The 12,420-nt window shown below is 56.4% G+C and carries 10 protein-coding genes and 2 pseudogenes; 9 read left to right on the top strand and 3 right to left on the bottom strand.

The features are described from left to right. The first annotated feature begins 57 nt into the window (after positions 1-57). The 7 genes and pseudogenes from ABLW18_RS12400 to ABLW18_RS12370 all read left to right on the top strand — a co-directional run bounded on the left by ABLW18_RS12400 (position 58) and on the right by ABLW18_RS12370 (position 6,398). A complete protein-coding gene (locus tag ABLW18_RS12400) occupies positions 58-993 on the top strand; it encodes an AEC family transporter (RefSeq protein WP_347825094.1) in 936 nt (311 codons plus the stop codon). 101 nt (positions 994-1,094) lie between these two features. Next, positions 1,095-1,929, top strand: a pseudogene (fghA, locus tag ABLW18_RS12395) (S-formylglutathione hydrolase). Between the two features lie 3 nt (positions 1,930-1,932). Beyond that, a complete protein-coding gene (gene sthA / locus ABLW18_RS12390) occupies positions 1,933-3,357 on the top strand; it encodes a Si-specific NAD(P)(+) transhydrogenase (RefSeq protein ID WP_347825093.1) in 1,425 nt (474 codons plus the stop codon). Continuing rightward, positions 3,351-3,788 (top strand): YaiI/YqxD family protein, encoded by a 438-nt coding sequence (locus ABLW18_RS12385; RefSeq protein WP_347825133.1) that lies wholly within the window; start codon positions 3,351-3,353, stop codon positions 3,786-3,788. The genes sthA and ABLW18_RS12385 overlap by 7 nt, the downstream gene beginning before the upstream one ends. Positions 3,789-4,030: 242 nt before the next feature. Continuing rightward, positions 4,031-4,831: a DMT family transporter gene (locus ABLW18_RS12380; protein ID WP_347825092.1), complete on the top strand. Its 801-nt coding sequence runs from the start codon at positions 4,031-4,033 to the stop codon at positions 4,829-4,831. 25 nt (positions 4,832-4,856) lie between these two features. After that, a complete protein-coding gene (locus ABLW18_RS12375; RefSeq protein WP_347825091.1) occupies positions 4,857-5,477 on the top strand; it encodes an HAD family phosphatase in 621 nt (206 codons plus the stop codon). An 8-nt stretch (positions 5,478-5,485) separates the two neighbouring features. Further along, a pseudogene (locus ABLW18_RS12370) lies at positions 5,486-6,398 on the top strand (NAD(P)-binding domain-containing protein). Here ABLW18_RS12370 and cobN read toward each other — a convergent pair. Next, on the bottom strand, positions 6,395-10,066 hold the full coding sequence (cobN, locus tag ABLW18_RS12365) for a cobaltochelatase subunit CobN (RefSeq protein ID WP_347825090.1): 3,672 nt from the start codon (positions 10,064-10,066) through the stop codon (positions 6,395-6,397). The pseudogene ABLW18_RS12370 and the gene cobN sit on opposite strands and share 4 nt — an antisense overlap. 80 nt (positions 10,067-10,146) lie before the next feature. On the opposite strand from cobN, the gene ABLW18_RS12360 reads away from it, so the two are divergent. Then, positions 10,147-10,314 (top strand): hypothetical protein, encoded by a 168-nt coding sequence (locus ABLW18_RS12360; protein ID WP_347825089.1) that lies wholly within the window; start codon positions 10,147-10,149, stop codon positions 10,312-10,314. A 2-nt stretch (positions 10,315-10,316) separates the two neighbouring features. On the opposite strand, the gene ABLW18_RS12355 is transcribed toward ABLW18_RS12360, so the two are convergent. Further along, positions 10,317-10,766: a GNAT family N-acetyltransferase gene (locus ABLW18_RS12355; RefSeq protein ID WP_347825088.1), complete on the bottom strand. Its 450-nt coding sequence runs from the start codon at positions 10,764-10,766 to the stop codon at positions 10,317-10,319. Positions 10,767-10,769: 3 nt separating this feature from the next. Continuing rightward, positions 10,770-11,846: a cobalamin biosynthesis protein CobW gene (cobW, locus tag ABLW18_RS12350; protein ID WP_347825087.1), complete on the bottom strand. Its 1,077-nt coding sequence runs from the start codon at positions 11,844-11,846 to the stop codon at positions 10,770-10,772. Between the two features lie 68 nt (positions 11,847-11,914). Between cobW and ABLW18_RS12345 the strand changes: the two genes are divergently transcribed. After that, on the top strand, positions 11,915-12,259 hold the full coding sequence (locus ABLW18_RS12345) for a DUF1636 family protein (protein WP_347825086.1): 345 nt from the start codon (positions 11,915-11,917) through the stop codon (positions 12,257-12,259). Positions 12,260-12,420 lie beyond the last annotated feature (161 nt).

Genomic DNA, 12,420 nt, shown 5'->3' with positions numbered 1-12,420 from the left:
TAGGGCTAATGTGAAAGGGCGCACGGTGCGCCCTTTTCGCATGAAGTGTACCCTTCGATGATTGACGTTCTTCTCAAAACATTGCCCTTCTTTGCCATCGTTGGGCTCGGCTATGGCGCGGCGCGGACGGCATTTTTTCCGGAGGTGGCCACCGCCTATCTCACGAAATTTGTGTTTTATTTTGCCTTGCCGGCGATGATTATCCGGTTTTCTGCCAACCTATCCTTTGTGGATTTGATCAATGTTCCCTTCATTTCCGCGTATCTCTCCGCCTCATTTTTGATCTATCTGCTGGCGACCGGTGTGGCGATGCTGCGGCGACGCAACGTGGCCGAGGCGGCAGTGGAGGCGCAATGCGCCACCATTGGCAATGTCGGATTTTTGGGCATTCCGATGTTGGCCATGTTGATGGGGCCGGAGGCTGTGCTTTGGGTGATGTTGGTGCTGGCCATCGACCAGCTGGTGTTTGGCAGTTTGATTGTGATTTTAATTGTTGGCTCACGCGATGGGCGTATGAGCTTTGGGGTGCTGCGCACGGTCGGACTTGGTCTGATCAAAAATCCGATGATTATGGCGATGGCTTCCGGTTTGCTTTGTTCGTCATCGGGGGTCAGCTTGCCGGCGCCCGCCTCAGAATTCTTCGACATTTTGGGGGCGGCTGCAACGCCCGGTGCGCTGTTTGCTATTGGCGCGTCCTTGGCCAGAAAATCCGCTGAGCGGCTCTCTGTGGCCAGTTGGCTGGCATTTTGTAAGTTGATCTTACATCCGGCGGCCGTGGCGATTGCCGCGCTGTTTATTTTTCCGGTTGCGGCCTATCCCGCTGCGGTTTTGATTGCAGCGACGGCTTTGCCTGTTGCGGGCAATATCTTTATTTTGGCAACGCATTATGAGGTCGCGCCGCAGCGGGTGTCGGCATCAATCTTTCTGTCGACCGTCGCTTCGGTGGTGACGGTGTCTTTAGTTATCGCTTGGGTCAGCATCCTCTACAGCTAATCCTCTACTTTGGCAGGGCTCTGCTGTGATCTGGGAGCTTGGCCCTTGCAAAACGAAGCGAATTGCGTTTTCACCAAGTGACATTTGCTAAGGGGTTTTCCATGGAAATCAAATCTGAAAACGCGTGTTTCGGTGGAACGCAGGGGGTCTATGCCCATGCATCGGACAGTTGTGGGGGGGAGATGACCTTCGGTCTTGTTTCTGCCCGAAGAGGCCAAGCGCGGCCCGGTGCCCGTGCTGTGGTATTTGTCAGGTCTGACCTGTACCCATGAGAATGCCATGACCAAAGCGGGTGCGCAGGCTTGGGCGGCGCAAGAGGGGATTGCCTTGGTGTTTCCTGACACATCTCCGCGCGGCGCGGATGTGGCCGATGACGCGGCCTATGATCTTGGGCAAGGCGCTGGATTTTATGTCAACGCTACACAACAGCCATGGGACGCGCATTTTCATATGTGGGACTACATAGCCGAAGAGCTCCCGGCGGTGCTGGGGCGCGCCTTCGCTGTTGATTTGGAGCGCCAATCCATCACGGGCCATTCCATGGGCGGGCATGGGGCGCTGACCCTTGCGATGGGAAGGCCGGGTCAATACCGCAGTGTTTCGGCCTTTTCCCCCATTTGCAATCCAATCGGTTCGGACTGGGGCCAAAAGCAGTTTACCAGTTACTTGGGCGTGGATCAAAACCTCTGGCAACCGCATGACGCCAGTCATCAAATGCTGGACGTGGGTTTTGACGGGCCCGTACTCATTGATACGGGCACTCAAGATCAATTTTTGGAGCTCCTCAAACCTGAAACCCTCGCCTTTGCCATGGCCAAGCGTCGCCAAGACGGGCATTTTCGGATGCAAAAAGGCTATGATCATTCCTATTTTTTCGTTTCGAGCTTTATGGAAGATCACGTCGCTTTTCATGCCGAAGCGCTTTATGCGGAGTGACCTATGACGCAATATGATTTGGTAATTATTGGCTCAGGCCCCGGCGGTCGCGCGGCGGCGATACAGGCGGGCAAACTCAAGCGGCGGGTTTTGGTGATCGATCGCAAGGATCGTTTCGGTGGCGTATCGGTCCATACGGGCACAATCCCCTCCAAAACCCTGCGCGAGACGGTGCTCAACCTCTCAGGATGGCGCGAGAGAAGCTTTTACGGGCGGTCCTATCGCGTGAAAGATGAGATTGGCGCGGACGATCTCAAGATGCGCCTGCATAAGACCCTGGATTATGAGGTGGACGTGCTTGAGCATCAGTTCAATCGAAATCATGTGGATACCATGAGCGGTTTGGCGCGGTTCATCAGCCCGCATGAGGTGGAAGTCACCGCCGACAATGGAGAAGTCACCACTGTTTCTGCGGCGCATGTTCTGATTGCCACCGGCACCTATACCTATCGGCCTGACTCTGTTCCGTTTAATGGCACCTCCATTTTGGACAGTGATGAATTTTTGGAGATGTCGCAAATTCCACGATCTTTGATTGTCGTTGGTGCCGGGGTGATCGGTGTGGAATATGCCACAATGTTTTCTGCCCTGGATGTGAAAGTGACCTTGATTGAGCCGCGGGAAACTTTCTTGGACTTCATCGATAAGACTTTGATACAGGAATTTACCCATGAAATCCGCGAGAACGGTGTTGATCTGCGGCTTGGCTCAGCGGTGGCAAAGATAGAGGATTGCGACAGCCATGTGGAGGTTGCGCTTGAAAATGGCCGTCACGTGCGCGCAGAAATGCTGCTCTTTGCAGCCGGACGCATGGGCGCAACGCAGCGTTTGGGTCTCGAAGCGGCGGGTCTCAAGACCGACCACCGCGGCCGGTTGCGTGTGGATCGTAAGAGTTATCAAACAGAGGTGCCGCATATCTATGCGGTGGGGGACGTCATTGGTCACCCCTCGTTGGCGTCAACCAGCTTGCAGCAGGGACGCGTGGCGGCGTGTCATGCGCTGGACACCCCGAGCCTGCCAGAAAGCCCATGGTTTCCGTATGGGATCTATTCCGTGCCGGAAATCTCGACCTGTGGTATGAGCGAAGAGGAAACCCAATCGCGCGGTATTCCTTATGAGGTTGGCATTGCGCGGTTTCGTGAAACTTCGCGCGGGCATATCATGGGGTTGGAACATGGGATGTTAAAGATATTGTTTTCACTAAAAACCCGCCGGGTTCTGGGGGTGCAAATTGTCGGCGAAGGAGCAACGGAGCTGATCCATATCGCGCAAGCGGTGCTGAACCTGAAAGGTACGGTTGATTATTTCGTACAAAATACGTTCAATTATCCGACATTGGCGGAGGCCTATAAAATTGCTGGGCTGGACGCGTTTAATCGCATGCCCATTCCTGAAGAGTTAAAAGTCGCCACAGGCCAGCCATCGTGATTTATGTGGACGCGGATGCATGCCCGGTGAAGGCTGAAGTGGAGCAGGTGGCGACTCGGCACAAAGTCGGCGTGAAGCTTGTTTGCAATGGTGGGATACGCCCCTCGGCCAATCCGCTTGTCGACTTGGTGGTTGTCGATGCTGGGCCAGATGTTGCTGATATGTGGATCGCTGAGCAGGCGGGACCAGGCGATATCGTGATCACCACCGACATCCCACTCGCTGCCAAAGCGGTTGAGGCCGGAGCGCAGGTGCTCAAGCCGAATGGCGAGCCATTGACCCAGGCCAATATTGGTAATGCGCTGGCCACGCGCGATCTCATGTACGATCTGCGCGCCGCTGATCCTTTTCGCCAGGGCGGCGGCAAAGGGTTTACAAAAACTGATCGCTCTCGGTTTCTAAATGCCTTGGACCAAGCCTTGCGGCGCTGAGTGCATGAGAGTTTGACAGGCGTTTCGCGTCATTGGTCGGGTCGTATTTGGAGCAGACCTGTCGTCAAACTGGGCGTAGCGGTGAGCAATGGAACACAGAAAAACGCCAACGGGTGCGCTTTGGGCGCTTCTCGCGTCTTTGATATTTTCGGTCAACGATACGCTGATTAAATTTCTGTCCGATGGCTACGCGCTGCATCAAATCGTGTTTACGCGCTCGCTGACAGGCGTGTTGCTCTCTGATGATAGTCATTATTCCCTTCAGCGGCGGATATGGAGCGTTGCGCACACAAAGGCTTGGGCTGCATCTGGTCCGAGCGCTGTTCGTGGTAGCAGCCAATTTGTTTTTTTACATGGCGCTGGCAGATTTGCCCTTGGCAATCGTCGTGGCGATATTCTTTATTGCTCCGTTTTTAATCACGATTTTCTCAGTGATTTTTCTTGGGGAGACCGTGGGGAAATGGAGGTGGTTGGCGGTTGTGGTTGGGCTCATTGGGGTCTTGCTCATCGTGCGACCTGGCACGGATGCGTTTACTTTGACCTCGATACTCCCGGCCCTCGCGGCGCTGTGCTATGCGTCCTTTCATATTTTAACGCGCAAGATTGGTCAGACGGAGACACTTATGTCGCTGACCTTCTATGTTCCGCTGGTGTTTTTGGTTGTGACCACGGTGATCGGCTTGACCCTTGGGCAGGGCGGCTTTGCCGGCGATGGGCACCGCTCAGTCGAATTTTTGCTGCGTGCTTGGCAGTGGCCCAGTTGGGCGGATTTATCTCTCATGGTATTTATTGGCATCGGGGTCACCGTTGGCGGTGCGGCTATTAGCCAAGCTTACCGGGTGGCGGAGGCGGCTCTGGTGGCGCCTTTTGAATATACCAGTCTCGTTTACGCGACTATACTTGGTTATTTGCTGTTTGCAGAATGGCCGGATCTGTATGAGTGGTCTGGCATGAGTCTGGTCTTGATCTCAGGTTTGGTCACCGTTTGGCGTGAACGCGTGAACGCAAGGCCAAGGGTTGCGCCGCCCAATTCACCACGCTAGCACTTATGCAAAGCGAGGAGATGTCATGACCGTTGAGGCCGTTGTTTTTGATATTGGAAATGTGTTGCTGGAATGGCATCCGGAGCACTATTTTGACCGGACCATCGGCCCTGAGCGCCGCAAAGCCATGTTTGCCGCCGTAGACCTGCATGCGATGAACGACCGTATTGATTTGGGGGAAGGCTTCAAAGATGTGATCTATGCCACAGCAGAGGCCAATCCGGAATGGCGGGCGGAAATCCGCGATTGGCATGACAATTGGATAAAGCTGGCCGCGCCGCCAATTGACCATTCCGTGCGTTTGCTGCGGGCGCTGAAATCTGCAGGCGTACCGGTCTTTACGCTGACCAATTTCGGAGTTGAGAGCTTCGCCTACGCGCAAAGCCACTATGACTTTTTGGGTGAATTTGACCGCGAATATGTCTCGGGCCGCATGCGGGTTATCAAACCTGATCCGATGATTTACCAGATGTTAGAGCAAGATTGCGGGGTGCCGCCGGAGCGGTTGCTCTTTGCAGATGACCGCGCGGACAATATTGCGATGGCTGCGAGCCGCGGTTGGCAAACGCATCACTTTGTCAACTCGCAAGCTTGGGCCGATTGTTTGGTGGCCGCTGGGCTGTTGGCTCCGGAGCAGGCCCAGTGACCCCGGCTATGATCCCCTTTGAAGCCGGCCAAGAGCGGCTCGACTGGTTGGATTTGGTCACCGCTTTGCAGGCGGGCCATCAGGCTCCCAAGGCTGAGATCGAGGATCTGTTTTTATATCGTGGGCGCGACACGCTTTTGAGCCGTTCCGCTTGGATTGATGGCATGGGCCTCTTGACCAAAACCGCGACAGTCTTCCCGGGCAACCGCGAAAGCGGTCAGCCGATGATCGGCGGCGGAGTGATGTTGTTTGATGATGCCACGGGGGAACTTGCCGCGGTGATTGATTTTCACCTGATTACCAAGTGGAAAACCGCAGGCGACAGTTTGATGGCGGCTTTGGCACTGGCTCCGGCAGGGGCGCGGGAGATATTGATAGTGGGCGCAGGCACCGTTGGCCGCTCCTTGGTGGAGGCCTTCAGCGCCGGATTTCCCCAGGCCCGTTTTAGCATCTGGAACCGAAGCCCGCAGGCGGCGGAGGTGTTTGCGCAAGACACCGGTGCCCGTGTGGTAACGGATTTGCAAAGCGCTGTCGTGGCCGCCGATATTATTTTAACCTGCACCATGACCACGGCGCCGATCATTCACGGCGATTGGTTGCGACCCGGGGCAACATCTGAACATGATCGGCGCTTATCGGCCCGATATGCGTGAAGCCGATGATGCGGCATTGCAAAAATCGAAGCTTTTCGTTGACAGCTTTGACACCACATTGGGGCATATTGGTGAGCTGAAAATTCCTCTGGACAGCGGCGCAATTGACCGCAGTCATCTGCGGGCGGATTACTATGATTTGAATAGCTTTCAAGCCGGGCCGGATGACATCACAGTGTTTAAGAACGGTGGCGGCGCGCATTTAGACCTGATGACCGCGCGCTATGTTTTGGATCAATGGTCGGGCGGCACGGAGCCGTCTGGCTAGAGCAGCCCGGCAATGCGCGCTCGGGCCGAGTTTGACCGCGGCTGCCAGAGGTCACGATCAATCGCCTCTTGCAGGCGCTGGGCAATCTCACGCAGGGCGGGCCCATTTGCTTCAGCGATGAAGTCTCGGGTGTCGTCATCTTCAAGAAAGGCCGCCTCCACCGCGTCGAAATGGTGCGATTTCACAGCACCGGTGGTTGCGGCAAAGGCGAACATGTAATCGACGGTCGCGGCGATCTCAAAGGCACCTTTGTACCCGTGGCGTTTCACGCCATTGATCCATTTGGGGTTGAGCACACGTGAACGGATCACGCGCGCCATCTCATCATCTAAGCTGCGGATGAGGGGGCGTTCGGGGCGTGAATGGTCATTGTGGTAAATCGGTCGGGCTTGCCCTTGCAGGCTTTGCACAGCCGCTGCCGCGCCGCCTTCGAATTGATAGTAATCATCACTGTCCAGCAGATCATGCTCGCGGTTGTCTTGGTTTTGCACAATGGCGTCCACTTGACCCAGCCGCGTTTCAAAACCGACTCGGTCGCGCGCGCCTTGGCGACCTTTACCATAGGCATAGCTGCCCCATTCCAGATAGGCCTCCCCAAAATCGGCCTGGCTGTCCCAAATACGCTCATCAATCAATGCCTGCAATCCTGCCCCATAGGCACCGGGTTTCGAGCCATAGACCCTTGCGCCAGCGCCATTGGCTTTGGCCGGATTGACCGCTTCAGATTCATCGAGAGCCAAAACCGCCCGCGCGGCGCTGTCCACAAGATCTATCAAGCCGGGAAAAGCATCACGAAAAAATCCAGAAATGCGCAACGTGACATCGACCCGTGGCCGACCGAGGGTGCTTGCTGGGATCACCTCGAAACCTGTGACCCTGCGATTGGCACTGTCCCATTTTGGTTTTACGCCCATAAGGGCCAAACATTGTGCGATATCATCGCCGCCGGTGCGCATATTGGCCGTGCCCCAAGCCGTCAGCAATAGGGCGCGCGGCCAGTCGCCATGGTCTTGCAGGTGTTTGTCGATCAGCAGATTGGCCGATTTCCATCCCAAGGCCCAGGCGGTCGGCGTTGGCACGGCGCGGCTGTCCACGGAATAGAAATTTCTCCCGGTGGGCAAAACATCGAGCCGTCCGCGGGTTGGCGCGCCCGAAGGGGCGGGGGGGACGAATTTCCCATCAAGCGCCGTAAGCAACCCCTGCGTCTCCATCGGGCCGCAAGCTGCCACCTTGGGAGAGATGCTCTGGCGGACATGTTGCATAACCTGCGCCGATTGGCTGCCGGGCGTGTCGCAGCTTCCGTCCATCAAAGCCTGTGCCAAAAGCTCTAGCCGCTCAACCGTATCGCCAGTGGTGCGCCAAATATCCGCACTCACGTCAGAAAGAGGGCCATGCTTGTCGCCGTGCCAAGGCGCGGCGAGATCACAATCGAGCGGGTCAAACTCCAAACCGAGATCCTGTGCCATGGCCCGCAGCAAGGAGGCATCCGCACCCTGCCCGGACCCGCGGGGAATGCGCGCCAGGGCGATGGTCAGATCACGCAGCTGCTCCCCTTCGGGGGTCTGGCCAAAAATATGCAACCCGTCGCGAATTTGCGCCTCTTTTAACTCGCACAGATAGGCGTCGAGCTTGGCCAGATCTCCGGCTTCGTGACCTTCAAAGCCGATGTCTTTGTCCAAGCCGCTGGTGGCCGTGAGTGATAAGATCTCGCGTCTGAGGTGTGCGACCCGCCGCGGATCTATTCCAGCAGCTTCATAATATTCATCGACCAAAGCTTCGAGGTCTCGCAGCGGGCCATAGGTTTCTGCGCGGGTGAGGGGAGGGGTGAGGTGATCGATGATCACCGCCTGCGCACGCCGCTTGGCTTGGGTGCCCTCGCCGGGGTCATTGACGATGAAGGGATAGACATGCGGCATTGGTCCCAAAATTGCCTCGGGCAAACAGCTTTCACTCATGGCCAAAGCCTTACCCGGCAGCCATTCCAAGTTACCATGCTTACCCATATGCACAATCGCTTGTGCCTTTTGGTGATGCCGGATCCAAAAATAGAAGGCCAAATAATTGTGTGGCGGGATAAGATCTGGGGAATGATAGGTTTCCACCGGGTCAATATTATAACCGCGCGCAGGTTGCAGGCCTAAAGTGACGTTACCGAAACGCAGAATTGAGAGCTTGTATCCGCCTTCCTCAGGGTCGAAAAACGGATCATTTTCCGGTGCGCCCCAACGTTCCTCAAGCCGCGCGCGCAGCTCGTAAGGTAGGGTCTGATAATGCGCAATGTAATCGGCAATTGGTAAAAGCACGCCCCCGGTGCGCGTGGCGCGATCGGTCAACCAGTTGGTTGGACCAGCCATGATTTGCGCCATCAATTCAGTGCTTGTCACAGGCGCATTCTCCACGCCATAACCGGCCTGTTGCATAAGCGCGAGTGCATGAACAGCGGAGGCGGGCGTGTCTAGCCCCACCCCATTGGCGAGGCGGCCATCTTTATTGGGGTAATTGGCTAGAATGAGTGCGACCTGCCGCTGCGCAGGCGCGGCTCTGCGCAACTGGGCCCAGTTGGCTGCGAGGGCTGCGACAAAGCTAACGCGATCTCCGCGCGCTTTATAGGTTGCGATTGGGCATTCGGTGGCCGCATCGAAAAAGGCCTCGCCCTTAAAACTGATTGCGCGCGACAAAATGCGCCCATCCACTTCAGGCAGGGCCACGTTCATCGCGATGTCGCGGGCAGACAGCCCATTGAGGCCTTCCTCCCAGCTGGCCTCAGTGCTGGCCGCCAGCACGGCTTGCAGCACAGGCGCTTGGCGTGCTGAGGCGGCGGTGAGCGGGTTATTTGGGCTGCTGTCCCCATGCGGGTTTCCAACGGCAAATGAGGTGCAGTTCAAGATCACCTCGGGCGGAGCCGCTTGGAAGAGTTGATCCAAAGTGGCCACAGAAATCGGGTCTTTGAGCGAGGCAACAAAAATCGGCAGGGGGTTCAGCCCGGCCTGCAGCAAGGCTTTTGTCATGCGGTTGATCGGATTGAGCCCAGCCCCTTGCACCAAGGCTCGATAAAAGATCAGCGGAACGATCGGCGCGCCCTGTGTCCACTGGGTTTGCGCAGCAGACAGGTCCGAAATGCCGGCACCTGGCCAATAGACCCCGGCGCGCAGCAGCGGTTCGGCTGCTTGTGGCTTGGGGGCTTGGGCAATCATGTATTGGCAATAGCTCAGGAAGTTGACTGAGTTTTTCGGCCCGCCTTCTACCAAATAGGCCCAAAGCGCATCGTAGTCTTGATCGGAGACAGTCGAAAACAAGCGCAGATCTGGATCGGGTTTGTCGTCCCCAGGAAGAGCAGCAAAGGCCACGCCGGCATCGGCAAGTCTGGCGGCATATTGTTCGAAGCCATATTTCCAATAGCTCGCCCCGCCCAGCACCCGAGCCACCACCAATTTCGCCTTGGAGGCGCAGGCGTCGATATGCAAATCAACCGACATCGGATGCTGCAAGTGCATCATGCTGGCCAAACGCAATCCCGGTGGGGTTGTCATTTCCGAGCGGGCGGTCGAGAGGGCTGCCAGTTCCGTATCGGCCGCAGAGATGAACACAACATCCGCAGGGCTTTGACCGAGGTCCACGGGCTCTTGCCCCTCATCTACAGATCCGGGGGTGGCAGCTAATAGATGCATGAATCGGTTCCGTCTTGCTCAAGGGCTACGAATGGGGCATCAGCGGCGCTGAGGCCTCGAGCCGATGTAAAGGATAGACCATGGATTATAAAGACGCCGGCGCCATTAAGAAAGGCAGCAATAAACCGCGGCACAGCGAACATAATGCGAAAGGCAGTCGCAAAAACCCCTTTGGCAAAAGCGAAGGGAAAGCCGAACTTTTGGCGCGAATGAAGGCGGCTGTGAAAGCCCGTCAAAACGCCCCTTAAAATCATAGGGTTTTGGTCATGAATATGCTGCTGTCATTGGCAATGTAATCGCCAAATGGACCGCAGGGCGTAAATCCGTGCCGCGCGTAGAGGCGGAGGGCAGCGTGCAAAGAATTGCCGGTTTCAAGTTTTAATGACCCCAAGCCCTTTTCGCGGGCCAAATCGTGCAACGCGCGCACGATTGCATCGCCCACCCCCTGCCCACGCGCATTGGGATCTACGAACATGGATTTGATCTCGCCATAACCTGTCTTGACGACCAGTGCGCCGGTGGCAAGCACCTGGGTGCCTTTGCGCGCTGTAAAGAAACAGACTTCTTCGGCGCAGAGCTCCTCGATAGACAGAAAACTATTGTCCTCAGGTGGAAAGAGCGATTGCATCAGCGCGTGGCTGGCTTGCAGCAAAGCTGTGGCCTGCGGCTCTTTTGGATCGCTGCGCTCGATCACGATCATGGTTTATTGCGCCGCCGCGCAGGATTTCAGCGCCGTCTCAATCGCAGCATGATCCAAGCCAGCCTGGCCGATCACAACCAAGCGTGTGGCGCGCTCGATATCTCCGAAGGGCTGGTCGAAATAGGTCTCCACCCGTGGCCCGACGGCTTGCAGGGTCAGACGCATCGGTTTGCCAGAGACGGCAGCGAACCCTTTGAGGCGCAAAATATCATGTTCGCCTATGATCGCGCTGACCTGGTCTGAAAAGGCCTTTGTGTCTGCGATCTCGCCGAGAGTGACAACAAAGCTTTCAAAGGCGTCGTGATCATGGTCATGATCATGATCGTCTCCATGGTCTTCGTCGTGATCATGATGGTGGTGGTGCAGTTCGTGGCGGGCCTCAAGATCACCCTCAGCGCCAATACCTTGTCCCAAAAGCACATCAACCGGCAATTTGCCCATGGCAGTTGTGACCACTTGCACACCATCGCGCGAGGACTCGCGCAGAGTGTCAACCAAAGCTTCGGCTTCAGAGACCTCCAGCAGGTCAGTTTTGTTCACCACAATCATATCGGCGCAGGCGATTTGATCTTCGAAAAGCTCAGATAAGGGCGTTTCATGGTCCAGATTTTCATCTAACTTGCGTTGCGCATCGACCGCAGCAACCGAATGGGCAAATCTGCCTTCGGTCACGGCCTTGCCATCGACCACAGTCACAACCCCATCGACCGTCACCTGTGTCGAGATGCCTGGCCAGTTGAAGGCGCGCACAAGAGGTTGCGGCAGCGCCAGCCCGCTGGTCTCAATCACAATCTGGTCGGGTTTATCTTCCCGGGCCAGAAGCTTTTCCATCGTGGGGATGAAGTCATCGGCGACCGTGCAGCAGATGCAGCCATTGGACAGCTCCATCACATCTTCTTCGCGGCAGGTTTCATCCCCACAGCCTTTCAAGATATCACCATCGACACCCAGATCGCCAAACTCATTGATGATCAGGGCTATCCTGCGACCCTGTGCATTTTGCAACATATGACGAATGAGGGTTGTTTTGCCCGCGCCAAGAAAGCCAGTGATGATAGTTGCAGGGATCTTCATAACCATGTCAGTATTCCTTGTGATCGGGTTAGGAGTGCTTTACGCCGAACAGATGTGAGCCAAAAGGGGCGATGTTGAAAGATCGTGTGACCATATGTGATACCTGTGCGGAGCCAGGCGGGACGGCGCTCGGGGCCAAATGGGTTACAACGCTGAGCGAAGCGGTGCAGGCCAGCGGTTTGGAGGTCGAGATTGTGACCTGTTCTTGTCTTAACATGTGTCAGTCTCCCGTGGCCTTTGCGCTGCAAGGGGCGCAGAAGGCCACCTATCTTTTTTCTGGTGCCGATCCTGCGCAGGATACACAAGATATGCTGGGCCTGCTCCAACTATACGCAGATGCGCCGGAGGGCTGGATTACCGAAGCGGAGGCCGCAGGGCGCTTGCGCCTTTGCCTGCAAGGTCGGGTGCCAAGGCTTTAGCCGCTGCCTCTAACGCTCCAAACGTTGCAATATTGCGGCCACCGCATATCCGAGTAAAACCCATCCTGCGGCGGCGGCTCCCAAACTCAGCGTTGCAAATTCTGCTGCCAACTCAGGTGGTGCCACACCGAAGAACGTGTCGAGATGTGGCGCGCCCAAAA

It is taken from the genome of uncultured Planktomarina sp. (genome assembly GCA_943788425.1).
GTDB lineage: Bacteria > Pseudomonadota > Alphaproteobacteria > Rhodobacterales > Rhodobacteraceae > Planktomarina.
This window is presented reverse-complemented; position numbering and strand designations above follow the sequence as displayed.

Bases quoted from the DNA above. Each gene is read 5' to 3' on its own strand.
- ABLW18_RS12400 (WP_347825094.1), top strand. From the start codon at position 58: ATGATTGACGTTCTTCTCAAAACATTGCCCTTCTTTGCCATCGTTGGG.
- ABLW18_RS12360 (WP_347825089.1), top strand. From the start codon at position 10,147: ATGGATTATAAAGACGCCGGCGCCATTAAGAAAGGCAGCAATAAACCG.
- cobW (WP_347825087.1), bottom strand. From the start codon at position 11,846: ATGGTTATGAAGATCCCTGCAACTATCATCACTGGCTTTCTTGGCGCG.
- cobN (WP_347825090.1), bottom strand. From the start codon at position 10,066: ATGCATCTATTAGCTGCCACCCCCGGATCTGTAGATGAGGGGCAAGAG.
- ABLW18_RS12380 (WP_347825092.1), top strand. From the start codon at position 4,031: ATGATAGTCATTATTCCCTTCAGCGGCGGATATGGAGCGTTGCGCACA.
- sthA (WP_347825093.1), top strand. From the start codon at position 1,933: ATGACGCAATATGATTTGGTAATTATTGGCTCAGGCCCCGGCGGTCGC.
- ABLW18_RS12355 (WP_347825088.1), bottom strand. From the start codon at position 10,766: ATGATCGTGATCGAGCGCAGCGATCCAAAAGAGCCGCAGGCCACAGCT.
- ABLW18_RS12375 (WP_347825091.1), top strand. From the start codon at position 4,857: ATGACCGTTGAGGCCGTTGTTTTTGATATTGGAAATGTGTTGCTGGAA.